Consider the following 23093-nt stretch of genomic DNA (forward strand, 5'->3'; position numbering starts at 1 on the left):
CTCATGCCCGAGCTGGTGTTCTTCTCCGGAACGATGGACTGCGGGAAGTCGACACTGGCTCTCCAGATCGAGCACAACCGCTCGGCGCGCGGACTGGCCGGCATGATCTTCACCCGCGACGACCGCGCGGGCGAGGGAAAACTCTCCTCCCGCCTCGGCCTGGTCACCGACGCGGTCGAGGTCGGGGACGGCCAGGACCTGTACGCCCACGTCGTCGACCACCTCTCGCAGGGCGGCCGCGTGGACTACGTCATCGCGGACGAGGCGCAGTTCCTCGCGCCGGACCAGATCGACCAGCTCGCGCGCGTGGTCGACGACCTCGACGTCGACGTGTACGCCTTCGGCATCACCACCGACTTCCGCTCCAAGCTCTTCCCGGGCTCCCAGCGGCTGGTGGAACTCGCCGACCGCGTCGAGGTGCTCCAGGTCGAGGCCCTGTGCTGGTGCGGCGCCCGCGCCACCCACAACGCCCGCACGGTGGGCGGCGTCATGGTCGTCGAGGGCGCCCAGGTGGTCGTCGGCGACGTCGCCCAGTCGCCGGACGAGATCGGCTACGAGGTGCTGTGCCGCCGCCATCACCGCAGGCGGATGACGAGCGCGACGTCGCGGGCGGCGGCGCTGTCGCCGGACGTGCTGCCGGTCACCGCCGATTGACCCGCCGGGGCACGACCGGCGGGGTGGGACATCGCCCTGCCGTCGTCCCGCTCACCGTTCGCCGCGCAGCAGCGTGAACCGCGCCCCCTCCGGATCCGCCACCGTCGCCACCCGGCCGTGGGGCGTGTCGTGGGCGGGGGCGAGGACGTGCCCGCCGAGGCCGACGACGCGTGCCACGGACTCGTCCGTGTCGGCGACCTCGAAGTACGTCGTCCAGTGCGGTCCCCTGTCGCGCGGCAGGGCGTCCCCGACGCCGTGGATGCCGGCGACGGGGCGCCCGTCGAGGCGCAGGGTGACGTAGTCGCGGTCGGTGGCGGGCTCCGGGAGCAGTTCGAAGCCGAAGACCGTCTCGTAGAACTTGGCGACGCCCGCCGTCTCGTACGTCAGCAGCTCGTTCCACGCCGGCGTGCCCGGGACCCCGGCGATGCCGGTGCCCCGGTGCGCGGCCGCCTGCCAGATGCCGAAGACGGCGCCGGCGGGGTCGGAGCCGAGGGCCATGCGGCCCGCCTCGGCCGCGTCCAGGGGACCGACGCCGATCGTGCCGCCGCACAGGCGCACGGTCCCGGCCGTCCGGTCGACGTCGTCGGAGGCGAAGTAGGGCGTCCAGGCGGTGGGCAGTTGCCGGTCCGGGGGCAGCTGCCCGATGCCGGCCACCTCCCGCCCGTCGAGCAGGGCCCGCGCGTACGGCCCCAGTTGCTGGGGGCCGGGCCGGAACTCCCAGCCGAACAGGGCGCCGTAGAAGTCGTGGGTGGCGGCCGGTCCGTGCACCATCAGACTCACCCAGCAGGGCGTGCCGGGCGCGGGCCGGGCATTCGTCTTGCCGGTCCGGCTGTCCGATCCCCGTGCGTCGGTCATCGTCACCCTCTTCTCGGCCCTCCGCGGGCCGTGCGTCCGCTTCCGCTCCGACGGGCCCCGGCACCGATACGGGCCTTTGGTGCGTGGTTCGGGCGAGCGCCCGATCGTGGGGCAGCCCGCCTGCCCGGGCAGTACAGCATGTGCCCGAATCCGTACGCCTCGTGACCGGTACTGTCCGGCGGGCAGAGTAGCCCGACATCGACGCCTCGGCCACTCGGTACGTCAGGATGGGGCCATGAACGCCATCGTCTCCGCATCCGAACTCGTCGACGAACTGGCGGGCGCCCACCCGCCCGTCCTGCTCGACGTCCGCTGGCAACTGAGCACGGCGAAGGCGGCCGGGGCCCCGCCCTTCGACGGCCGTGCCGAGTACGCGGCCGGGCATCTTCCCGGTGCCGTCTACGTCGACCTGGACCGGGAGCTGGCCTCCGCGCCCGGCGCGAGGGGCCGGCACCCGCTGCCGGACGTCGAGGAGTTCGGTGCGGCGATGCGCCGGGCGGGCGTGTCGCGGGGGCGGCCGGTGGTCGTCTACGACGGCGGGCAGGGATGGGCGGCGGCCCGTGCCTGGTGGCTGCTGCGCTGGACGGGTCACCCGAACGTGCGGGTCCTCGACGGCGGGTTGCCGGCCTGGGAGGCGCCGCTGTCGACCGGCGTCCCGACGCCCGCCGAGGGCGACTTCGCGCCGGAGCCGGGTGCGCCGGGGCTGCTGGACGCGGACGGGGCCGCCGCGCTGGCCCGGTCCGGGGTGCTGTTCGACGCCCGCGCGGGGGAGCGCTACCGGGGTGAGGTCGAGCCGATCGACCCGGTCGGCGGCCACATCCCCGGCGCGGTGTCCGCGCCGACGGCCGGCAACGTGGCCCCGGACGGCCGCTTCCTGCCCGCCGAGGAACTTCGGGCACGCTTCAAGGCCCTGGGCGCCACGGAGGACCGCGCGGTCGGCGTGTACTGCGGCTCGGGCGTGTCGGGTGCCCACGAGGTGCTCGCGCTGGCGGTGGCGGGGATTCCGGCCGCGCTGTACGTGGGCTCGTGGTCCGAGTGGTCCTCGGACCCGGCCCGGCCGGTCGCGGTGGGCCCCGACCCGCAGTAGGCCCGGGTGTGAGACGGGGCCGCACCCACCTGGGTGCGGCCCCGTCTCACACGGCACGGTCCACGGCCCTCGGTGAGGCCCCGCCCACGGGGCGGAGCCTCGCCCCGCCCACGGGGCGGAGCCTCGGCCAGTTCTGCTCTACTCCTGCTTCTTGCGCCGGGTGCCGAACACGATCTCGTCCCAGCTCGGCACCGCCGCGCGGCGGCCCGGTCGGACACCGTCGGCCTCGGCCTGGCGGTCGGTGGAACCGGTCAGGCGATCGCGGTGGCTGGCCACCGAGCGCGGCATGAGCACGTCGGCGTAGGCGGAACCGGCCGACGCCGCCGGAGCGGGAGGCTCCTCCACCTCGGGTTCCTCGACGGGCTCCTCCACCGGGTCCGGAGCGCGCTCGGGCACCACCAGGTCGCCGCGGAAGCTCGGTACGGCCTCCAGCAGGCTGGTGAGCGAGTCGCGTTCACGCTCGGCCGAGGCGGTGGCCGCGGTCTCGTCGGCCGGCTCGGACGGCGGCGGGGGCAGGCTCGGCCGCTCCCGCAGCTCCCGGTCGAGGGTGCGGTCCAGCGGCCGGTCGCGCGGCAGCCGGGCGATGCGCGGCACGAACGGGAAGCTGGGCTCGGGCGCCGCGAGGTCGTCGGACTCGCCGATCAGCGCGCGCGCCTCCGCGTCGACGGCCTGGACGAGTCGCCGGGGCGGGTCGTAGGTCCAGCTCGCCGAGTGCGGTTCGCCCGCGACGAGATAGACCAGCAGGACTTCCCAGGTGCCGTCGTCGCGGCGCCAGGAGTCCCACTGGACGGTGTCCTTGTCGGCGCCGCGCAACAGCAGCCGCTCCTGGACGGCCTCGCCGAGGGGCGGCCCGGAGTTCTCGCCGGGGCGGCGGACGGGGGTCTTGCGGGCCCGCTCCGCCATGAAGGCGCGCTCGGCCAGCACGGGCCCCTCGAAGCGCCGTACGCGGTCGACGGGGATGCCGGCCATCTGCGCGACCTCTTCCGCGGTCGCGCCGGCACGTATACGCGCCTGGATGTCACGGGGGCGGAGGTGGCTCTCCACCTCGATCTCGATCTGGCCGAGGCGGGGACGGTCGCCGCGCACGGCGGCCCGGAGCCGCTCGTCGATCGGAAGCGTGTACTCCGTGCTGTCCGCAGCCTTCAGCACCAGCCGTGTGCCGTCATTCGAGACGGCCACGACACGCAGTTCGGGCATGGGGACCTCCCGGGTGGTGCCTGCCGACGTCACGTGCGTCGCTGCTTCCGCTCTGTCGAGTGTGGCCTGCCCGGGTGCAGCCTGCCACAACCTTGCCGAGTTGCCCGGCGTGTCGGGCACGGGCCCGGGATCGCCGTTATGGCACGGTTACCTATTCGCAACGCTAAGTGACCAACTCGGTCACCCTGTGCAACTAGCCCCCTCCCGGCGGTCCTTCAAGGTGCTGGACCCCCTGGCGGGGGACCGGCTCCAGGGCTCGCAACAGTACTCCATTCGGGCCACGTGCGTGGATTGGCACGCCGCCCGACTTCTGGCAAGAGGGGGCGCTCGGCCGTCCCCGGCGGGATTTCCGCGATCTTGGACGTGGCGTACTTCACGCAATCACCCGAAACGGAACTAATGGTTTCGGTCGCACGTCCCTTTCTCGTGCAGTTGATCGCCCCCGTACGGGAAAGGCAGGCAAGGTCCGACCATGCGTGAAAGGTCCGATGACGCAGGTGAGGCGGACGTGGGTTCGAAGGGGGAGTCCCGGCGCATCGATCTGAGCGTGCCCCAGGTCGCGGGCAGCGCCCTGGCCGCGGTGGTGGCCGCCAAACTCGCCTCCTCCTTCGGCGTCTACGGCACGATCGTCGGCGCCGGTCTGATCAGCGTCGTCGCCACCTGCGGGGGCTCGGTGCTCCAGCACTTCTTCAAGCGCACCGGGGAGGAGATCCGGGTGAAGCGCACCGTCGCCGCCGGGCGGACCGGAGGCCGGGGCGCGTCGGTTCCGGCCTCGCCCGCGCAGGCGTCCGCTTCCGGCTCGGCTCCCGTTTCGGCCGCGGCTTCGGCGTCGGGCGGGTTCACCGAGGGCACCGTCTACCGTGCCCGGACCAAGGGGTGGCGCCGCCCGTTGGTCGCGGCGGCCCTCGTCTTCGGCGTCACCATGGCGGGGATCACCGTCTACGAGGTCGCCTCCGGCCAGAACCTGAGCGGCGGCCACAGCACCACCGTCGGCGACGCCTTCACCGGCCACAACAAGTCGGCGTCCGATTCGGGGGAGTCCGGCGGTTCCGGCGGCTCCGACGACCCGCGCAACGGCCGGGACTCGGGCGGTTCCGGCGACTCGGGCGACGCCGAGGACTCCGGTACGGGGAACGACGCCCCGGCCTCCATCCCCTCCGGGAGCACGGACGGCGCCGGTGAGAGCCCCTCGTCCGGCAGCGGTTCCACCGAGGACGGGGGTACGGCGGCCAGCCCGACGCCCACCCCGGACGCCACCGGCGACGAGGACGCCGGTGACACCGGGACCCCCGATCCGGGCGCCTCGGCTACGGCCCCAGAACCCGGCGCAAGTAGTCGTTCTGGAACAGACGCCCCGGGTCAAGACGGTCCCGCAGCGCCGTGAACTCGCCGAAGCGTGGATACACCCGGGAGAAGTACTCGGCATCCCGGGTGTGGACCTTGCCCCAGTGCGGCCGGCCCTCGTGCGCCGTGAAGATGCGCTCGGCGGCGGTGAAGTACGCCTGGTAGGGCGTGCCCCGGAACATGTGCACGGCGATGTACGCGCTGTCGCGGCCCGAAGCGGTGGACAGCGTGATGTCGTCGGCCGGGGCCGTGCGCACCTCGACCGGGAAGCTGATCCGCAGCCGTGACCGGTCGACCATCGCCCTCAGCTCGCGCAGCGCCTCGACGACCGCCTCGCGCGGAACGGCGTACTCCATCTCCACGAACCGCACCCGGCGCGGAGACGTGAAGACCTTGTAGGAAGTGTCCGTGTACGTCCGCGCGGAGAGCGCCCTGCTGGAGATCCGGGCGATCGCCGGGACGGTGGCGGGCGCCGCGCGGCCGACCCAGTTGACCGCCTGGAAGAGGCCGTTGGAGAGGAACTCGTCGTCCAGCCAGCCCTGGAACCGGCCCACCGGGCGCTCGGGACCGGCGCTGCGGTTGTTGCGCTTGGTGTTGGTGCTGTCGGTGTGCGGGAACCAGTAGAACTCGAAGTGCTCGTTCTCCGACCACAGTTCGTCGAAGCTGGACAGCACCCGGTCGAACGGCATCGGCTCCTCGCGGGCCGTGAGCAGGAAGATCGGCTCCACGGCGAAGGTGATCGCGGTGACGACGCCCAGTGCTCCGAGGCCGATCCGGGCGGCGGCGAACACCTCGGGGTTCTCCTCCGCGGAGCAGGTCAGCACCGAGCCGTCCGCCGTGACCAGCTCCAGGCCCCGGATCTGGGCGGCGATCGAGGCCGAGTCGCGGCCCGTGCCGTGGGTGCCGGTGCTGGTGGCCCCGGAGACGGTCTGCTCCATGATGTCGCCCATGTTGGTCAGCGACAGGCCCTCACGCGCGAGCGCCAGATTGAGCCTCTTGAGCGGGGTGCCCGCCTCGACCGTGACCGTCATGGCGTCGCGGTCAATGCTGCGGATTCCCGTCAACAGTTGAGGACGGATCAACACACCGTCCGTCGCCGCTATGGACGTGAACGAGTGCCCGGTGCCCACCGCCTTGACCCGCTGCCCGTCCTCGGCCGCCCGGCGAACGGCGTCGGCCAGTTCGTCGACGGAGGCGGGAGTGACCTCCCGCGCGGGACGCGCCGAGACATTGCCGCCCCAGTTACGCCATGTGCCGTTCCGGCCGTTCGTCCTGCCGCTCGCCGTGCGTGTGCTGCTCAACGGTCCCTCCCCGACGCGGATCCGGCCGCTTGAGCCGGCGGTACCCGAGGAAACCGACCGCGACCGCGACGGCCCCGGCCACCGCCGGAACCGCGTACCCGGCACGCGCCCCGGAAGCGTCGATCACCCAGCCGCCCGCGGAGGAGCCGAGCGCGACCCCGACCGCGAGTCCGGTGCTCACCCAGGTCATGCCCTCGGTGAGCTGCGTGCGTGGTACGTGCTCTTCGATGAGGGACATCGTCGTGATCATCGTGGGAGCGATGGACAGACCCGCAACGAACAGCGCCGCGGCCAGAAACGGCAAGTTTCCGACCAGTAGGAGGGGGATCATACTCACGGCCATCGCACACACGCCCAGGAGCCAGCGGCGTTCCGGCGGCCCGGCGAAGCGCAGCAGCCCGAAAATCATCGCCGCCGTGCACGATCCCGCCGCGTAGAGGGCGAGGACGAGGCTCGCGGCGGCCTTGTGCCCCTCCTCCTCGGCGAACGCCACGGTGACGACGTCGACGGCACCGAAGATCGTCCCCGTGGCCGCGAACGTGCCGACCAGGACCTGAAGCCCCCGGGAGCGCAGTGCCGTGCCGCCGCCCTTGTGCTCGCGCGGGTGCGGCTCCGGCTCGGTGTCGCGCTGCGAGGTCAGCCAGAAGACGCCGGTCGCCAGGAAGCACGCGGCGAGCAGCGGCCCGGCCTCCGGGAACCAGGCCGTGGACAGGCCGATGGAGATGATCGGGCCGAAGATGAAGCAGACCTCGTCCACCACGGACTCGAAGGAGTACGCGGTGTGCAGCTGCGGCGTGCCCCGGTACAGGGCCGCCCAGCGGGCCCGGACCATCGCCCCGAGGCTCGGTACGCAGCCGATGCCGACGCAGGCCACGAACAGCACCCAGTCCGGCCACCCGTAGTGCGCGGCGGGCAGCAGCACCGCCGCCGCGGTCAGCGAGACCAGCGTCGCCGGGCGCAGCACCCGGCGCTGCCCGTAGCGGTCCACCAGGCGGGAGACCTGCGGTCCGGCCACGGCGGCGGCGAGCGCGATGGTGGCCGACAGTGCCCCGGCCAGCCCGTACCGACCGGTGAGCTGGGAGATCATCGTCACCACGCCGATGCCCATCATCGACAACGGCATCCGGCCGAGGAAGCCCGCGGCGGAGAAGCCCTTGGTGCCCGGGAGGGCGAACAGGGCGCGGTAGGGGCTGGCCAACAAGGTCTCCGGAGGCGGCTCGGTTACGGCTTCGTAAGGTGCGAATGCGGTCGATACAGCTTACTCGTCCTCACGTTCGGAATCACCCCCTCGGACCTGGTGAAACGCACGGTCGGCACCCCGCCGTTTCCGCGCTGTCAGTGCCGGGTGGCAGGATCGGGGCATGCCAGACGTGCTCGATGCCAGCCCTTACGACGCCCTGCTCCTGCTCTCGTTCGGCGGCCCGGAAGGCCCCGACGACGTGGTCCCGTTCCTGGAGAACGTGACCCGGGGGCGCGGCATCCCCAAGGAACGCCTCAAGGAAGTCGGACAGCACTACTTCCGATTCGGCGGCGTCAGCCCCATCAACAACCAGAACCGCGCCCTGCTGGACGCCCTGCGCAAGGACTTCGCCGAGCACGGACTGGACCTGCCGGTCTACTGGGGCAACCGCAACTGGGCGCCCTACCTGACGGACACCCTGCGCGAGATGACCCGCGACGGCCGCCGCCGCGTCCTGGTCCTCGCCACCAGCGCCTACGCCTCGTACTCGGGCTGCCGCCAGTACCGCGAGAACCTCGCGGACGCCCTCACCGCCCTGGAGGCCGAAGGGCTGGAGCCGCCGAAGGTCGACAAGCTCCGGCACTACTTCAACCACCCGGGCTTCGTCGAGCCGATGGTCGAGGGTGTCGTCCGGTCCCTCGCCGAGCTGCCCGAGGAGGTCCGGGACGGCGCGCACATCGCGTTCTGCACCCACTCGATCCCCACCTCCGCCGCCGACACGTCCGGCCCGGTGGAGGAGCACGGCGACGGCGGGGCCTACGTGCGCCAGCACCTGGACGTGGCACAGGTGATCGCCGACGCCGTCCGCGAGCGCACCGCCGTCGACCACCCCTGGCAGCTCGTCTACCAGTCGCGCTCCGGCGCCCCGCACATCCCGTGGCTGGAGCCCGACATCTGCGACCACCTGGAGGAGCGGCAGGCGGCCGGTGTCCCCGCGGTGGTGATGGCCCCCATCGGCTTCGTCTCCGACCACATGGAGGTCCTGTACGACCTCGACACGGAGGCCACCGCCAAGGCCGAGGAGCTGGGGCTGCCGGTGCGCCGCTCGGCCACCGTGGGCGCCGACCCGCGCTTCGCCGCCGCCGTGCGCGACCTGGTCCTGGAGCGGGCGGGCGACGAGCGCGGGCAGGCGGTCACGCCCTGCGCCCTCGGCACGCTCGGTGCCAGTCACCACCTGTGCCCCGTCGGCTGCTGCCCTGCCCGTGCCCCCCGGCCCGCCGCCGCGGGCGCCGACAGTCCCTTCGCGTGAGGAGCCCCGTGACCGACGTGACGCCCCATCCGCTCCATGCCGACCTGCTGAAGATCGCCCAGGAGGCCGCTCACCGCGCGGGCGAGCTGCTGCGCGACGGACGCCCGGCCGACCTCGCGGTCGCCGCCACCAAGTCCAGCCCGATCGACGTGGTCACCGAGATGGACATCGCGGCGGAGAAGCTGATCACCGGGCTGATCGCCGACCGCCGCCCCGACGACGGCTTCCTCGGCGAGGAGGGCGCCGCCACGGAGGGCACCAGTGGCATCCGCTGGGTCATCGACCCGCTGGACGGCACGGTGAACTACCTCTACGGCCTGCCCACCTGGGCCGTCTCCATCGCCGCCGAGCAGGACGGCGAGCGGGTGGCCGGCGTGGTCGTGGCCCCCATGCGGGGCGAGTTCTACCACGCGCTGCTGGGCGGCGGCGCCTGGGCGACGGGGGCCTGGGACGGCGAGCGCAGGCTCGCCTGCCGGTCCGCGGCACCGCTCGACCAGGCGCTGGTCTCCACCGGCTTCAACTACGTCGCCGACGTCCGCGCGGAGCAGGCCGAGATCGCGCGGCGGCTGATTCCGCTGGTGCGGGACATCCGGCGCGGCGGCTCGGCCGCGATCGACCTGTGCGACGTGGCCGCGGGGCGACTCGACGGCTACTACGAGCGCGGGCTGCATCCCTGGGACCTCGCGGCGGGCGACCTGATCGCCCGTGAGGCGGGTGCGGTGACCGGTGGACGCCCCGGTGAGCGCCCCAACGGCGACCTGGCGATCGCGGCGACCCCGGCCGTCTTCGAACCCCTCCAGCGGCTCCTGACGGACTTCGGAGCGTAGGCCGCCGGCGGTCGGACGGAGGCGTGCCGACCGGCACCGGGGGAGTGCCGTCGGGCCCGCCCCGGGAGGGCCCTCTTCGGCACCTCCGGCCGAAGCGCCGGTCGGCGGCTCCCGCGCGGGCGGCTCGTCGGCCGTCGGGGTCGGTGTGCCCGTCCGGGCGGGTCCTCGGCCGAGCGAGCCGGCACCGGGTTCTTGCGCACCCTGTTCCGCGGCCCACCCGCACGGCGCCGCGGGCAGAAACGCGGTCCGGGTGCGCCCGTTGCGGTCGGGCTCGTGCGGCAGGGCCTGTCGGGTAGGGCGGCGCGGTGTTCGGTCCTTCCGAGCGACCGAGTCGTCGGCGACCCCGGCAGCGCCGTGAGCACAAGCGTGTGATCCGGTGGCGCCGGTACGGGCGGCTCGACGGGAGGTCCGTCGGCTGTACCCCGGGTGCGCGGGTCCGGGCCTTCCCGGTTCCCGAGTCGTCCGGTGTGCCAGTGCGGGCGGGGTCGTACGGCCGGTGTCGTCGGCTGTCACGCCGGGTGCGCGGGTCCGGGCCTTCCTGGTTCCCGAGTCGTCCGGTGTGCCAGTGCGGGCGGGGTCGTACGGGCGGTCCCGTTGCTGTCACGCCGGGTGCGTGTCTCCGGGCCTTCCGGGCGCCCAAGTCGGCAGCACCCGGCGCGCGAGCGGTGCGCTACGTCCCGCACCTTGGGGGTTGCCCGTCAGCACTCCGGCCGAGTGGCCGCCTGCTCGGCGTGAGCCGTGCCCGGCGAAGTGGGCGCCGGTCTCCCGGGCGGGCGGGCTCGCTGTCTGGCGGCGTCCGGCATGCGTGGCCCCTCGGGAGGCCGTTCCCGCCCGGACCGTCGGCGGTAGGCCGCTCCCGCCCGGCCCGTCGGCGCGGACCGGCTCGGGCACCCGCGCTGCCCCAGCAGCCACCCGCGTCGCGTGAAAGCCCTGCCCCTGCCGCCACCGCCCCGCGCGCACCGCAGTCACCCGCGGGCGGCAGGGCGCACGACGAGGCCCCGGTGCTGGATCCCACCGGGGCCTCGTCCTCGCGGGCCGATCAGGCGTTGGTCGCGCTGACCTCCACACCGTGCTCGGCAGCGAGACGGCGCAGATCGTCGAGCTCGCCCAGCTCCACCTCGACAAGGAACTCGTCGCCCTCGTCGCGGGCCCGGGACAGGTCGGACTCGGTCGTCTTTATGCGCTGCAGAAGTCCTGCGGTGAAAGCGTCCATGCTGCGCCCCCTCGTCCTGGGTCGTGGGTCGTTGGCACGGGGGTGTGCCGATCGGAAGGGACGATCACGTCTCCGGTGGAGTGCCCAGCGCTGCCCGGCCGGGCGGCGACGGTGCCGGACACCCACGCCCGCTCTGCGGAAGCGGACCGCGGCGTACCGCGCGGTAACGCGGTACAGGCAGAGCGTGATCGCGGGGTGTAAAGCCGTCCTCCCCCAGCGCCCCTTCGCGGAAACCTCAACCGCGCGAGAAACTTTCGCATTCCCGCTTCCACGGCCCTTCCGCGGCCTTCTTCGTCACCGAGTCCGTCACGGGCCCTCACCCGGCTTACAGCCGACTTATGGCCGAAAAGGGCAGGATGGAGGCAACACACCCACCAGCCCCCTGCCCTCGTGCGTCCGAGAAGCGCTACGCGGGTGGACACAGGAAGGACCAGCGACGTGCGCGTACTCGTCGTCGAGGACGAGCAGCTGCTCGCCGATGCGGTGGCCACCGGACTGCGCCGGGAGGCCATGGCCGTCGACGTCGTGTACGACGGTGCGGCAGCCCTCGAACGCATCGGCGTCAACGACTACGACGTGGTCGTCCTCGACCGCGACCTCCCCCTCGTGCACGGCGACGACGTCTGCCGCAAGATCGTCGAGCTGGGCATGCCCACGCGCGTGCTCATGCTCACGGCCTCCGGCGACGTCAGCGACCGGGTCGAGGGCCTGGAGATCGGCGCCGACGACTACCTGCCCAAGCCCTTCGCGTTCAGCGAGCTGATCGCCCGCGTGCGCGCCCTGGGCCGGCGGACCAGCGTGCCCCTGCCGCCCGTTCTGGAGCGTGCCGGGATCAAGCTCGACCCCAACCGCCGCGAGGTCTTCCGCGACGGCAAGGAGGTGCAGCTCGCCCCCAAGGAGTTCGCCGTCCTCGAGGTCCTCATGCGCAGCGAGGGCGCCGTGGTCTCCGCGGAGCAGCTGCTGGAGAAGGCCTGGGACGAGAACACCGACCCGTTCACCAACGTCGTGCGCGTGACCGTCATGACCCTGCGCCGCAAGCTGGGCGAGCCGCCCGTCATCGTCACCGTCCCCGGCTCCGGCTATCGGATCTGAGTGGCCGTGGCGACGACTCCCGCGCCCCCCGGGGCGCCACCCAAGCCCACGTGGGACCCCCGCTCGGCCACGCCCATGCCGTGGCTGCGCCCCACCATCCGGATAAGGCTCACGCTGCTGTACGGCGGCATGTTCCTGATCGCCGGCATCCTGCTGCTGTCGATCATCTACCTGCTGGCCGCCCAGGCGGTGCGCACCGGCAACGAACCGCTGTACAAGATCGTCGACTTCACCGATCTCAAGGTCTCCAGCAGCGACTGTCCCGTCGTCGACAACGGCAACCTGTCGCTGTCCGACTTCAACGCGGCGATCAGCGACTGCATGGACCACCAGCGCAAGGTCGCCCTGGACAACCTGCTCAGCCGCTCGCTGCTGGCGCTGCTCGGCCTCGCCGTGATCGCCTTCGCCTTCGGCTACGCCATGGCCGGGCGCGTCCTGTCGCCGCTGGGCCGGATCACCCGCACCGCGCGCGCGGTGGCCGGCTCCGACCTCTCCCGGCGCATCGAGCTGGACGGCCCGGACGACGAGCTGAAGGAGCTGGCCGACACCTTCGACGACATGCTGGAGCGGCTGCAACGGGCCTTCACCGCCCAGCAGCGCTTCGTCGGCAACGCCTCCCACGAGCTGCGCACGCCGCTGGCGATCAACCGCACCCTCCTGGAAGTGCACCTGTCCGATCCGAACGCGCCGGTGGAGCTCCAACAGCTGGGCAAGACACTGCTGGCGACCAACGAACGCAGCGAGCAGCTGGTCGAGGGCCTGCTGCTGCTGGCCCGCAGCGACAACCAGATCGTCGAGCGCAAACCCGTGGACCTCGCCGAGGTGGCCGGCCAGGCCATCGACCAGGTGCACGCCGAGGCCGAGAGCAAGGGCGTGGAGCTCCGGGGCGCCCGCGAGGCCGCGGTGGTCCAGGGCAACGGCGTCCTGCTGGAGCGGATCGCCCTGAACCTCGTCCAGAACGCCGTGCGCTACAACGTGGCCGAACAGGGCTGGGTGGAGGTCACCACGGCCGTGGAGAACGGCCAGGCGGTCCTGGTGGTCACCAACACGGGCCCGGTCGTACCGGCGTACGAGGTGGACAACCTCTTCGAGCCGTTCCGGCGGCTGCGCACCGAGCGGACGGGCAGCGACAAGGGTGTCGGGCTCGGACTGTCCATCGCGCGGTCCGTGGCCCGGGCGCACGGCGGGCACATCTACGCCCAGCCGCGCGAGGGCGGAGGGCTCGTGATGCGGGTGACGCTTCCTGTCTGAGATCATGACCCCCGACATCTCACCGAGACCCGAGGATGTTCGCTTTGAGCGGAATTTCCAGGCCACCGGCCCGGGAGTCGTGTGTGTGATCGATCACAGCGGAGGCTTTCTCGCTTTCGACTCTCCGTGATCATGCACCCTGTCGGAAAGCCGGGAAAATCCCGGTTTTCAGGGGCCCTGATCACGGGAAGTACACGGTGAGACGCCTTTGAAGTGCGGCATTCGGACCGTGTACGGTCCCCATCGCCATCCAAGCCGATCACTCATGAGGAGTCCGGTTGGGTGTCGATTGAGTAACAGACCTTGATGTGAGGCAAAATCTCCGCCTCAGGTCGGGCACAAGTCCGGCCTCTCACGCGTTACGTGCGCTGAAGACACCGCAGACACCCAGAGGGGGAGAGCGACCATGGCAACCGATTACGACACTCCACGCAAGACCGACGACGACGTCGACTCGGACAGCCTCGAAGAGCTGAAGGCCAGGCGGAACGACAAGTCCGCCTCGGCCGTCGACGTCGACGAGTTCGAGGCCGCGGAAGGCCTCGAACTTCCCGGCGCCGACCTCTCGAACGAGGAACTGGCCGTCCGTGTACTGCCGAAGCAGCAGGACGAGTTCACCTGCATGAGCTGCTTCCTGGTGCACCACCGCAGCCAGCTGGCCCGGGAGAAGAACGGCCAGCCGATCTGCCGCGACTGCGACTGAGGCGGGGTCGGCCGTGACTGGCTCGACCCCTCCCTGGAAGCGCCGTTTCTCCCGACGAGGAGCGGACCAAGGACCGTCCGACGGTCCGTACAGCGCGCGTGACGACGAGCGGGGCCCGACCGACAAGGGGAGGGCCCCGCTCGAACCGGTGGCCCTCAGCGACCTCCCGGCGACCACGCGACCGCCGACGCCCGCTGCCCGGCGCCGGGCAGCGGCGTTCCGGGAGAAGGCGGGACAGGGCGTCCGCAACGGCGGCGCCCGCGCCAGGGCCGCCCTGGCACATCTCGCCGACCGGATCATCGACCTGGCCCCGCGCGTGCCCGTACGGGACCTGGCGACGCTGCGCAGGCAGTTCCCCGGGCTCGGACCCGAAGAGCTCGCCGACCGGCTCGTGGCCGGCGCGGCCAAGGGCACGGCGACCGTGGGAGCGGGCATCGGAGCGGCGGCGATGCTGCCCGTACCACCCGCGATGCCCACGGAACTGGCCGCCGAGATCACCGGCGTCGCGGCGATCGAGCTCAAGCTGATCGCCGAACTCCACGAGGTCTACGGCGTACGCCCGCCCGGCGGCCTCGCGCAGCGCAGCACCGCGTACCTGAACTCGTGGTCGGACGAACGCGGCGTCGACGTGTCCAAGCCGTCGACCCTCGGCTCGGCGATGAACAGCCACATGAAGCGCCAGCTGCGCCAGCAGATCATGAAGCGGATGGTGCGCGACCTGCCGAACCTGATGCCGTTCATGGTGGGCGCCGCGGTGGGCGCCGTCATGAACCGCCGCGACACCAGAAAGCTGGCCGCCAGGATCCGGACCGACCTGCGCGAGAACCAGGTCGCCTGGAGTGCCCTGGACGACCTCCCCGCCCTGGAACGCCCGCAGGACGCCCTGGACATGGGCGAGATCACCAAGGGCACCGGTCCCGGCCACCTCGGCCTCGGTCCCGGCCGCCTCGGTCCCGGCCGCGGGGAAAACTTCGGCAAAGACGGTCGCTGACCCCGGCCTCCCGCCCGCGACCCGCGCCGGGGCGACCCGATCCGCCGGACAGGCGCTACGCGGCCGCGGCCTTCGCCGCCGTCAGGGCCTCGATCAGCCGCTCCGGCTCGCGCGTCGACAGGTACAGGTACGGAGTCGGGTCCTCCGGGTCCGTGACCAGCACCCGCACGGCCCGCGGGATGTAGGCGCGCAGCAGCAGGAACGCCCTGGTGTCGGCCTTGTACGTGCGCCAGGCGCGGGCCTCCTCCGGATCGAGGATCTCCGCCTCGCCCAGCGCCGAGAGCGGCACCTTCGCCTCGCCCGCGATCAGCGAGTCGCCCACGATCCGGATGCGGACCGCGCCGTACGAACTGGCCGCCACGGCCGCCACCGCGGTCCCGCCCACCAGGCCGCCCAGCAGCGGCAGGGTGCCGAAGGGCAGCAGGATCAGCGCGAACGCCAGCCCCACCAGGAAGGAGACCAGCCACCAGGAGCGGGGCGCGGTGAGGCGTTCTTCGTACGGGGCCGTGGAGAGCTGCATGGACCAAGCTTGGCACGGTATCGGTGTTCGGCCGACGCGCGGGTAAGGTCTGCGCCTGTGAGTGGTACTTCCCCAGGTCTCCAGCCCCCCGCAGACGCCGTGAAGCCCGTACGGCACCCCGACGCGCCCGCCCCCGGCGAGCTGCTCGGCGCCCACTACGGACAGTGCTTCGGCTGCGGCGGCGATCAGCCCCACGGGCTGCACCTCCAGGCGCGGGCGGGTGAAGGCGTGTCGATCACCGCCGAGTTCACCGTCCGCCCCGCCCACCAGGGCGCCCCCGGCCTGGCGCACGGCGGCGTGCTGGCCACTGCCCTGGACGAGACGCTGGGCTCGCTGAACTGGCTGCTGCGCACGATCGCGGTGACCGGACGGCTGGAGACGGACTTCCGGCTGCCGGTGCCCGTGGACACGACGCTGTACCTGGAGGCCGAGGTCACCGCGGTGGCCGGCCGGAAGATCTACTCCACCGCCACCGGCCGGATCGGCGGGCCCGAGGGCCCCGTGGCCGTCCGCGCCGACGCCCTCTTCATCGAGGTGAAGGTCGAGCACTTCGTCCAGAACGGCCGCGAGGAGGAGATCCGCGCCGCCATGGACGACCCCGACCAGCTCCGCCGCGCCCGCGCCTTCGAGGTGAACCCGTGAGCCGCCCCGACCTCGAGGTGCTGATCCGCCGCGTCGACCCCGACGTGCCGCTCCCGGCGTACGCGCAGCCCGGCGACGCGGGCGCCGACCTGCGCACCACCGTCGACTGCGAGCTGGCGCCCGGCGAACGCGCCGTTCTGCCCACGGGTGTGTCTGTGGCGCTCCCCGAGGGGTACGCGGCCTTCGTGCACCCACGTTCCGGACTGGCCGCCCGCTGCGGTGTCGCCCTCGTGAATGCCCCGGGGACGATTGATGCCGGGTACCGTGGGGAGATCAAGGTGATCGTGGTGAATCTCGACCCGCGCGAGAGCGTGCGGTTCGAGCGCTTCGACCGGATTGCCCAACTGGTCGTCCAGCAGGTCGAGAGGGTCCGCTTCCGTCAGGTCGCGGAACTTCCCGACTCGGCGCGGGCCGAGGGGGGCTTCGGGTCCACCGGTGGCCACGCCGGGTTGGACCGTGCAAGCGGCACAAGCGGTCAGGTCGCCGAAGGCGGCCCGACGGGTGGGAATCGATACGCTTCGGTCGTATCCGACCGGGAAGGACAGTGACGTGTTCGGACGTCGCAAGAAGAACGATGCCGCCGAGGACGCGGCCGGCGAGACCGAGCAGGTCGTCGACAGCGTCGACACCGAGGCGGACGAAGAGCGCGAACGCGTGCGGCTCGAGCCCGAGCCGCGCCCCGACGGGCCCTGGGACAGCACCGAGGTCCGCGACCCGGGCGAGGGCCGGGTCGACCTGGGCGGCCTGTTCATCCCCGGGGTCGACGGCATGGAACTGCGGGTGGAGGTCGCGGGGGACGCGATCGTCGCCGCGACCGTCGTGCTGCGCGACAGCGCCATCCAGCTCCAGGGCTTCGCCGCACCCAAGCGCGAAGGCATCTGGGGCGAGGTGCGCGAGGAGATCGGCTCCGGCATCACCCAGCAGGGCGGCATCATCGACGAGGTCGAGGGTCCGCTGGGCTGGGAGCTGCGGGCCCAGGTCCCGGTGCAGCTGCCGGACGGCACGGGCGGCTTCCAGGTCGTGCGGTTCGTCGGCGTGGACGGGCCGCGCTGGTTCCTGCGCGGCGTGATCTCGGGCCAGGGCGCGGTGCAGCCGCAGGCCGCCGGTCTGCTGGAGCAGATCTTCCGGGACACGGTCGTCGTCCGCGGCGAGGGCCCGATGGCCCCCCGCGACCCCATCGTCCTGAAGCTGCCGAACGACGCGCAGATGGTCCCCGAGGGTGTCCAGCAGGAGGAGGGCTCCCGCTTCGCCGGCGGCATGGGCCAGCTCCAGCGCGGACCGGAGATCACCGAGGTGCGGTAGGCGAGGACTCGGTACGGCGCTTCGCCGTACGCGCGCCACGAGGGCCGCGTCCCCAGGGGGACGCGGCCCTTTCGCGGTACGGATCGGGGGAGCGGCGTCGGACGATCGGGCCGCGGCCGTTGAATCCGTCGCCCCGAGGTGGCGATACTGGCGCCCGGTTCAGGGGCACGACGGGGAGGGCACAGCATGAGCCAGGTGGCCACGGAGACCATGGTGCGCGTCCAGGACGTGCGGAAGTCGTACGGCCGAGACAGCGCCGCCGTGCACGCCCTGCGCGGCGTCTCCTTCGACGTGCCGCGCGGGGAGCTGGTCGCCCTCAAGGGGAGGTCGGGGTCCGGGAAGACCACCCTGCTCAACATCGTCGGCGGCCTCGACACACCGGACGCCGGGCGGGTCGAGGTCGACGGCCGGGACCTCGCGGCGCTGGACGAGGACGGGCTGCTCGCCCTGCGCCGGGACCGGGTCGGCTTCGTCTTCCAGTCCTTCGGGCTGATCCCGATCCTCACCGCCGCCGAGAACGTCGGCGTACCGATGCGGCTGCGCCGGGCCGCCCCGCGCGAACGCGAGGAGCGCGTCGAGCTGCTGCTCTCCCTGGTCGGCCTCGCCGACCACGCCGCCCAGCGGCCCGGCGAGCTGTCCGGCGGGCAGCAGCAGCGGGTCGCCATCGCCCGCGCCCTCGCCAACAACCCCGCGCTGCTGATCGCCGACGAACCCACCGGCCAGCTGGACGCGGAGACCGGGCACTCCGTGATGGAGCTGCTGCGGGCCGTCGTACGCAGCGAACGGGTCACCGCCCTGGTCGCCACCCACGACGCCACCCTGCTCGACCTCGCCGACCGGGTGCTGGAGCTGCGGGACGGGGAGATCGTCGAGGAGTGACGCTCCGGCGTCAGAGTTCCGTCAAGGACGACCGGCATCCCCGCCCCCGCCCCTTTTGCCGCGATTGTTGGTCGTAGGGTCGACGCTGCGCAATCAGCGGTGACCGGAAGACAATGAGGCCATGGGACGCGGCAAGCTTCGGATCTACCTCGGTGCGGCACCGGGCGTCGGCAAGACCTACGCGATGCTGTCCGAGGCGCACCGGCGGGTCGAACGGGGCACCGACTGCGTGGTGGCCCTCGTCGAGCACCACGGCAGGGCACGCACCGAGGTGATGCTGCGCGGCCTGGAGCAGGTGCCGCGCCGGGAGGTCGAGTACCGGGGCGCCGTCTTCACCGAGCTGGACCTGGACGCGGTGCTGGCGCGCCGCCCCCGGGTGGCGCTGGTGGACGAGCTGGCCCACACCAACGTCCCCGGCCTGCGCAACGCCAAGCGCTGGCAGGACGTCGAGGAACTCCTCGCCGCCGGCATCGACGTCGTCTCGACGGTCAACATCCAGCACCTGGAGTCACTCGGCGACGTCGTGGAGTCCATCACCGGCGTACGGCAGCAGGAGACCGTGCCCGACGAGGTGGTGCGGCGCGCGGACCAGATCGAACTGGTCGACATGTCGCCGCAGGCGCTGCGCCGGCGCATGGCCCACGGCAACATCTACCAGCCGGACAAGGTCGACGCGGCCCTGTCCAACTACTTCCGCCCCGGCAACCTCACCGCCCTGCGCGAGCTGGCGCTGCTGTGGGTCGCCGACCGGGCCGACGAGTACCTCCAGCAGTACCGCAGCGAGCACCGGGTCTCGAAGATCTGGGGCTCGCGCGAGCGCATCGTGGTCGGCCTGACCGGCGGTCCCGAGGGCCGGACGCTGATACGGCGGGCCGCGCGCCTCGCCGAGAAGGGCGCCGGCGGCGAGGTACTGGCGGTGTACATAGCCCGCAGCGACGGGCTGACCTCCGCCTCCCCGAAGGAGCTGGCGGTGCAGCGCACCCTCGTGGAGGACCTCGGCGGCACCTTCCACCACGTGCTCGGCGAGGACATACCGGCCGCCCTCCTCGACTTCGCCCGAGGCGTCAACGCCACCCAGATCGTCCTCGGCTCCTCACGCCGCAAGACCTGGCAGTACGTCTTCGGACCCGGCGTCGGCGCCACCGTCGCCCGCGAGTCCGGCTCCGACCTGGACGTCCACATCGTGACCCACGAGGAGGTCGCCAAGGGGCGCGGACTGCCGGTGGCCAGGGGCGCGCGGCTCGGCCGGTCCCGGAGCGTCTGGGGCTGGTTCGTGGGCCTGGGCGGGCCGGTGCTGCTGACCCTGCTGCTCAACACCGTCCACCTCGGGCTCGCCAACGACGTGCTGTTCTACCTCGCGCTGACCGTCGCGGCCGCCCTGCTCGGCGGGCTGTACCCGGCGCTCGCCTCGGCCGCGGTCGGGTCGCTGCTGCTGAACTGGTTCTTCACGCCCCCCGTCAACCGGATCACCATCGCCGACCCGAGGAACATCCTTGCGCTCGCCATATTCGTGGGCGTCGCGCTCTCCGTCGCCTCGGTCGTCGACGTCGCGGCCCGCCGCACCCACCAGGCCGCCCGGCTGCGCGCCGAGTCGGAGATCCTGTCCTTCCTCGCCGGTGACGTGCTGCGCGGCGAGACCAGCCTGGAGACGCTGCTGGAGCGGGTGCGCGAGACCTTCGCCATGGAGTCGGCCGCCCTCCTGGAGCGGGAGGGCGACCTGGCGCCCTGGACCTGTGCGGGGCGCGCCGGGTCGGGACCGCCGGTCGACCGGCCGGAGGACGCGGACGTGGACATGCCCGTCGGCGACCACATGGCCCTCGCGCTGACCGGCCGGGTCCTGCCCGCCGAGGACCGCCGGGTGCTGGCCGCCTTCGCCGCCCAGGCCGCCGTCGTCCTGGACCGGCGCCGCCTGCGCGAGGAGGCCGACCGGGCCAGTGCGCTGGCCGAGGGCAACCGCATCCGCACGGCGCTGCTGGCCGCCGTCAGCCACGACCTGCGCACCCCGCTGGCCGGGATCAAGGCGGCGGTGACCAGCCTCAGATCCGACGACGTGGCCTGGTCCGAGGAGGACCAGGCGGAGCTGCTCGAAGGCATCGAGGAGGGCGCCGACCGCCTCGACCACCTCGTGGGCAACCTCCTCGACATGTCCCGCCTGCAGACCGGCACCGTCACCCCGCTGATCCGCGAGATCGACGTGGACGAGGTGGCGCCGATGGCACTCGGCGGGGTGCCCGAGGGCAGCGCGGAACTGGACATCCCCGAGACGCTGCCCATGGTCGCCGTGGACGCCGGGCTCCTGGAGCGGGCGATGGCCAACCTGGTGGAGAACGCCGTCAAGTACAGTCCGGACGGCCGGACCGTCCTGGTCGCGGCCAGTGCCCTCGCCGACCGCGTCGAGGTACGGGTCGTCGACCGAGGGCCGGGCGTGCCGGACGAGGCCAAGGACCGCATCTTCGAGCCGTTCCAGCGCTACGGCGACGCCCCGCGCGGGGCCGGGGTGGGACTCGGCCTGGCCGTGGCCCGCGGCTTCGCCGAGGCGATGGGCGGCACCCTGAACGCCGAGGACACCCCCGGCGGGGGCCTCACCATGGTCCTCACCCTCCGCGCGGTGGGCTCGTCCGGCTCGTCCGGTGAAACCGTGCCGACCCACCCCCTGGCCACAGCAGAAAGGCAGGCCGCCCGATGACCCGGGTGCTCGTGATCGACGACGAACCGCAGATCGTGCGGGCCCTCGTGATCAACCTCAAGGCACGGCACTACGAGGTCGACGCCGCCCACGACGGAGCCACCGCCCTCCAGCTCGCCGCCGCCCGTCACCCCGACGTGGTGGTGCTGGACCTGGGCCTGCCCGACATGGACGGCGTCGAGGTGATCAGGGGACTGCGCGGCTGGACCCGGGTGCCGATCCTGGTGCTGTCCGCCCGGCACTCCTCCGACGAGAAGGTCGAGGCGCTCGACGCGGGCGCCGACGACTACGTCACCAAGCCCTTCGGCATGGACGAGCTGCTGGCCCGGCTGCGGGCCGCCGTCCGCCGGGCCGAACCCGTCCCGGGCGGCGAGGACGAGGTCGTCGTGGACACCGCGGAGTTCACCGTCGACCTGGCCGCGAAGAAGGTCAACAGGGACGGCAGGGACGTACGCCTGACCCCCACCGAGTGGCACCTGCTGGAGGTGCTGGTGCGCAACACGGGGCGCCTGGTGAGCCAGAAGCAGCTGTTGCAGGAGGTGTGGGGGCCGTCGTACGGGACGGAGACGAACTACCTGCGGGTCTACATGGCTCAGCTGCGCCGCAAGCTGGAGGTGGACCCCGCGCACCCGCGGCACTTCATCACCGAGCCGGGCATGGGGTACCGCTTCGAGAAGTGAGCGGGAGCGCACGGGAGGTGAGGGGAGGTGAGCCTCGCCATCCCGTCGCGGGAGGGGTGCGTGGCTGTCGGCGGGCCCCGGTACGCTTCAGATATGAGTGCTGCTCCGCGTTCCGACAAGCCGGTGGGCCGGTTCCGGCGCATGTTCGACCGGCTCTCCTCGTCGCAGGAGGACCTGGAGTCGGAGGAACTGCGCGAGGACGCCGACACCGCCGGCTGCACCCGTATCGGAGACTGTCAGGACCGGCAGGTCGTGTCGGTTACTGGTACCTTGCGCACGGTCACCCTGCGACCGCGTGCGGGCGTTCCGGCCCTGGAGGCCGAGCTGTTCGACGGCTCCGCCGCCCTGGACGTGGTGTGGCTGGGCCGGCGTTCCATCGTGGGCATAGAGCCGGGGCGCAAGCTCATCGCATCGGGCCGGGTCTCCATGAGCCACGGCCGCCGGGTGCTCTTCAACCCGAAATACGAACTGAGACCCCTCGGACGGGAGTAGCCGGTGACGTCGCTCGACAAGCCGACCGAAGAGACGACAGAGGCCGACGACGCCCGGGCGGTGACGGAGGCCGCGCTGTTCGAGGCGTTCGGCGGCGTGCGGGGCATGATCGAGACGGTGCTGCCGGGGCTGCTCTTCGTCACCATCTTCACCCTCGACAACGACCTGCACATGTCGGCGATCGCCGCGCTGGCCGTGTCGGTGGTGCTGGTCGTCGTCCGGCTCGTGATGAAGGACACCGTCAAGCACGCGTTCAGCGGGGTCTTCGGCGTCGCCTTCGGCGTGGTCTTCGCGATGATGACCGACAACGCCAAGAACTTCTATCTGCCGGGCATGCTCTACACCCTGGGTCTGGCACTGGGGTACATCGTCACCTCGCTGGCCGGGGTGCCGCTCATCGGCCTGATCCTCGGCCCGGTCTTCAAGGAGAACCTCTCCTGGCGCACCCGCAACCCGGGCCGCAAGAAGGCGTACACCAAGGCCAGCTACGCCTGGGGCTTCATCCTGCTCGCCAAGTCCGCGATCCTCTTCCCGCTGTACTGGTGGGCGGACACCGAGCAGCTGGGCTGGGTCCTGGTCACCCTGAAGATCCCGCCCTTCCTGCTCGCCGTCTGGCTGACCTGGGTCTTCCTGGCCAAGGCGCCGGCGCCCATCGACGTGTTCGCGGAGATGGAGGCGGCGGAGGAGGCCGAGAAGGCCGAGCAGACGGAGAAGGCCGAGCGGGAACGGCGCGAGCAGCAGGCGGCCGACGAGAGCCTGCCGGGGCCGTCCGAGACCGACGGGGAGGCCGCGGACCTGCGCGGCGGCAGGCACCGCAAGGCCTGACGGGCCGAGACGGGACAGTACGGCGGTGGGGCGCCCGGTGCATTCCGGGCGCCCCACCGCCGT

General features: G+C 72.4%; 23 protein-coding genes. 17 read left to right on the forward strand and 6 right to left on the reverse strand.

Annotated features, from left to right (window positions below; genetic code table 11):
* Positions 1–3: 3 nt before the first annotated feature.
* Positions 4–654: a thymidine kinase gene (locus IE94_RS0116500; RefSeq protein WP_030184493.1), complete on the forward strand. Its 651-nt coding sequence runs from the start codon at positions 4–6 to the stop codon at positions 652–654.
* Positions 655–705: 51 nt separating this feature from the next.
* Here IE94_RS0116500 and IE94_RS0116505 read toward each other — a convergent pair whose 3' ends face one another.
* Positions 706–1509 carry a VOC family protein gene (locus IE94_RS0116505; protein WP_030184496.1) on the reverse strand — a complete coding sequence of 268 codons (804 nt, stop codon included), beginning with the start codon at positions 1507–1509 and terminating at the stop codon, positions 706–708.
* Positions 1510–1744: 235 nt separating this feature from the next.
* On the opposite strand from IE94_RS0116505, the gene IE94_RS0116510 reads away from it, so the two are divergent.
* The gene (locus tag IE94_RS0116510) at positions 1745–2596 is read left to right on the forward strand and encodes a sulfurtransferase (RefSeq protein ID WP_030184498.1); all 852 of its coding nucleotides are present in this window, start codon (positions 1745–1747) and stop codon (positions 2594–2596) included.
* A gap of 138 nt (positions 2597–2734) precedes the next feature.
* Here IE94_RS0116510 and sepH read toward each other — a convergent pair whose 3' ends face one another.
* Positions 2735–3793 (reverse strand): septation protein SepH, encoded by a 1059-nt coding sequence (sepH, locus tag IE94_RS0116515; protein WP_030184501.1) that lies wholly within the window; start codon positions 3791–3793, stop codon positions 2735–2737.
* 472 nt (positions 3794–4265) lie between these two features.
* Here sepH and IE94_RS0116520 point away from each other — a divergent pair, with 472 nt between their 5' ends.
* The gene (locus IE94_RS0116520) at positions 4266–5177 is read left to right on the forward strand and encodes a hypothetical protein (RefSeq protein ID WP_030184503.1); all 912 of its coding nucleotides are present in this window, start codon (positions 4266–4268) and stop codon (positions 5175–5177) included.
* Here the strand turns inward: IE94_RS0116520 and IE94_RS0116525 are convergent.
* Complete coding sequence (locus IE94_RS0116525; RefSeq protein WP_030184507.1) at positions 5101–6438, reverse strand: D-arabinono-1,4-lactone oxidase; 1338 nt, start codon at positions 6436–6438, stop codon at positions 5101–5103. The genes IE94_RS0116520 and IE94_RS0116525 overlap by 77 nt on opposite strands.
* Complete coding sequence (locus tag IE94_RS0116530) at positions 6380–7636, reverse strand: MFS transporter (RefSeq protein ID WP_030184510.1); 1257 nt, start codon at positions 7634–7636, stop codon at positions 6380–6382. The genes IE94_RS0116525 and IE94_RS0116530 overlap by 59 nt, the downstream gene beginning before the upstream one ends.
* Positions 7637–7799: 163 nt before the next feature.
* On the opposite strand from IE94_RS0116530, the gene IE94_RS0116535 reads away from it, so the two are divergent.
* On the forward strand, positions 7800–8927 hold the full coding sequence (locus IE94_RS0116535; protein ID WP_030184511.1) for a ferrochelatase: 1128 nt from the start codon (positions 7800–7802) through the stop codon (positions 8925–8927).
* Positions 8928–8935: 8 nt separating this feature from the next.
* Entirely contained in the window at positions 8936–9754 is an 819-nt protein-coding gene (locus IE94_RS0116540) for an inositol monophosphatase family protein (protein ID WP_030184512.1), read from the forward strand.
* A 1039-nt stretch (positions 9755–10793) separates the two neighbouring features.
* Here the strand turns inward: IE94_RS0116540 and IE94_RS40395 are convergent.
* Positions 10794–10967: a hypothetical protein gene (locus IE94_RS40395; protein ID WP_007387792.1), complete on the reverse strand. Its 174-nt coding sequence runs from the start codon at positions 10965–10967 to the stop codon at positions 10794–10796.
* Between the two features lie 438 nt (positions 10968–11405).
* On the opposite strand from IE94_RS40395, the gene IE94_RS0116550 reads away from it, so the two are divergent.
* From IE94_RS0116550 to IE94_RS0116565, 4 genes are all read left to right on the forward strand, one after another.
* Entirely contained in the window at positions 11406–12059 is a 654-nt protein-coding gene (locus IE94_RS0116550; protein WP_003993508.1) for a response regulator transcription factor, read from the forward strand.
* Positions 12060–12065: 6 nt separating this feature from the next.
* On the forward strand, positions 12066–13310 hold the full coding sequence (locus tag IE94_RS0116555) for a sensor histidine kinase (RefSeq protein WP_030184514.1): 1245 nt from the start codon (positions 12066–12068) through the stop codon (positions 13308–13310).
* Positions 13311–13716: 406 nt separating this feature from the next.
* Positions 13717–14013 carry a DUF4193 domain-containing protein gene (locus IE94_RS0116560; RefSeq protein WP_003993510.1) on the forward strand — a complete coding sequence of 99 codons (297 nt, stop codon included), beginning with the start codon at positions 13717–13719 and terminating at the stop codon, positions 14011–14013.
* A 13-nt stretch (positions 14014–14026) separates the two neighbouring features.
* Positions 14027–15004: a hypothetical protein gene (locus IE94_RS0116565; RefSeq protein WP_030184517.1), complete on the forward strand. Its 978-nt coding sequence runs from the start codon at positions 14027–14029 to the stop codon at positions 15002–15004.
* A 55-nt stretch (positions 15005–15059) separates the two neighbouring features.
* Here the strand turns inward: IE94_RS0116565 and IE94_RS0116570 are convergent, their stop codons facing one another.
* Positions 15060–15524 carry a DUF3093 domain-containing protein gene (locus IE94_RS0116570; protein ID WP_030184518.1) on the reverse strand — a complete coding sequence of 155 codons (465 nt, stop codon included), beginning with the start codon at positions 15522–15524 and terminating at the stop codon, positions 15060–15062.
* Positions 15525–15581: 57 nt separating this feature from the next.
* On the opposite strand from IE94_RS0116570, the gene IE94_RS0116575 reads away from it, so the two are divergent.
* The 8 genes from IE94_RS0116575 (at position 15582) to IE94_RS0116610 (ending at position 23030) form a co-directional block, all read left to right on the forward strand.
* Positions 15582–16166 (forward strand): PaaI family thioesterase, encoded by a 585-nt coding sequence (locus IE94_RS0116575; RefSeq protein ID WP_030184520.1) that lies wholly within the window; start codon positions 15582–15584, stop codon positions 16164–16166.
* On the forward strand, positions 16163–16714 hold the full coding sequence (gene dut / locus IE94_RS0116580) for a dUTP diphosphatase (RefSeq protein WP_030184524.1): 552 nt from the start codon (positions 16163–16165) through the stop codon (positions 16712–16714). Before IE94_RS0116575 ends, dut begins: the two co-directional genes overlap by 4 nt.
* Position 16715: 1 nt before the next feature.
* Positions 16716–17468 (forward strand): DUF3710 domain-containing protein, encoded by a 753-nt coding sequence (locus tag IE94_RS0116585; RefSeq protein ID WP_003973152.1) that lies wholly within the window; start codon positions 16716–16718, stop codon positions 17466–17468.
* Between the two features lie 186 nt (positions 17469–17654).
* Complete coding sequence (locus IE94_RS0116590; protein WP_030184527.1) at positions 17655–18347, forward strand: ABC transporter ATP-binding protein; 693 nt, start codon at positions 17655–17657, stop codon at positions 18345–18347.
* Between the two features lie 121 nt (positions 18348–18468).
* Positions 18469–21033, forward strand: a complete 2565-nt coding sequence (locus IE94_RS0116595) for a sensor histidine kinase (RefSeq protein WP_030184530.1) — start codon at positions 18469–18471, stop codon at positions 21031–21033.
* A complete protein-coding gene (locus IE94_RS0116600) occupies positions 21030–21713 on the forward strand; it encodes a response regulator (protein WP_030184532.1) in 684 nt (227 codons plus the stop codon). The genes IE94_RS0116595 and IE94_RS0116600 overlap by 4 nt, the downstream gene beginning before the upstream one ends.
* A gap of 93 nt (positions 21714–21806) precedes the next feature.
* Positions 21807–22205: an OB-fold nucleic acid binding domain-containing protein gene (locus IE94_RS0116605; protein WP_078606511.1), complete on the forward strand. Its 399-nt coding sequence runs from the start codon at positions 21807–21809 to the stop codon at positions 22203–22205.
* A 3-nt stretch (positions 22206–22208) separates the two neighbouring features.
* Positions 22209–23030 (forward strand): DUF3159 domain-containing protein, encoded by an 822-nt coding sequence (locus IE94_RS0116610; RefSeq protein WP_030184534.1) that lies wholly within the window; start codon positions 22209–22211, stop codon positions 23028–23030.
* Positions 23031–23093 lie beyond the last annotated feature (63 nt).

This window comes from Streptomyces violaceorubidus (assembly GCF_000717995.1).
Classification (GTDB): domain Bacteria; phylum Actinomycetota; class Actinomycetes; order Streptomycetales; family Streptomycetaceae; genus Streptomyces; species Streptomyces violaceorubidus.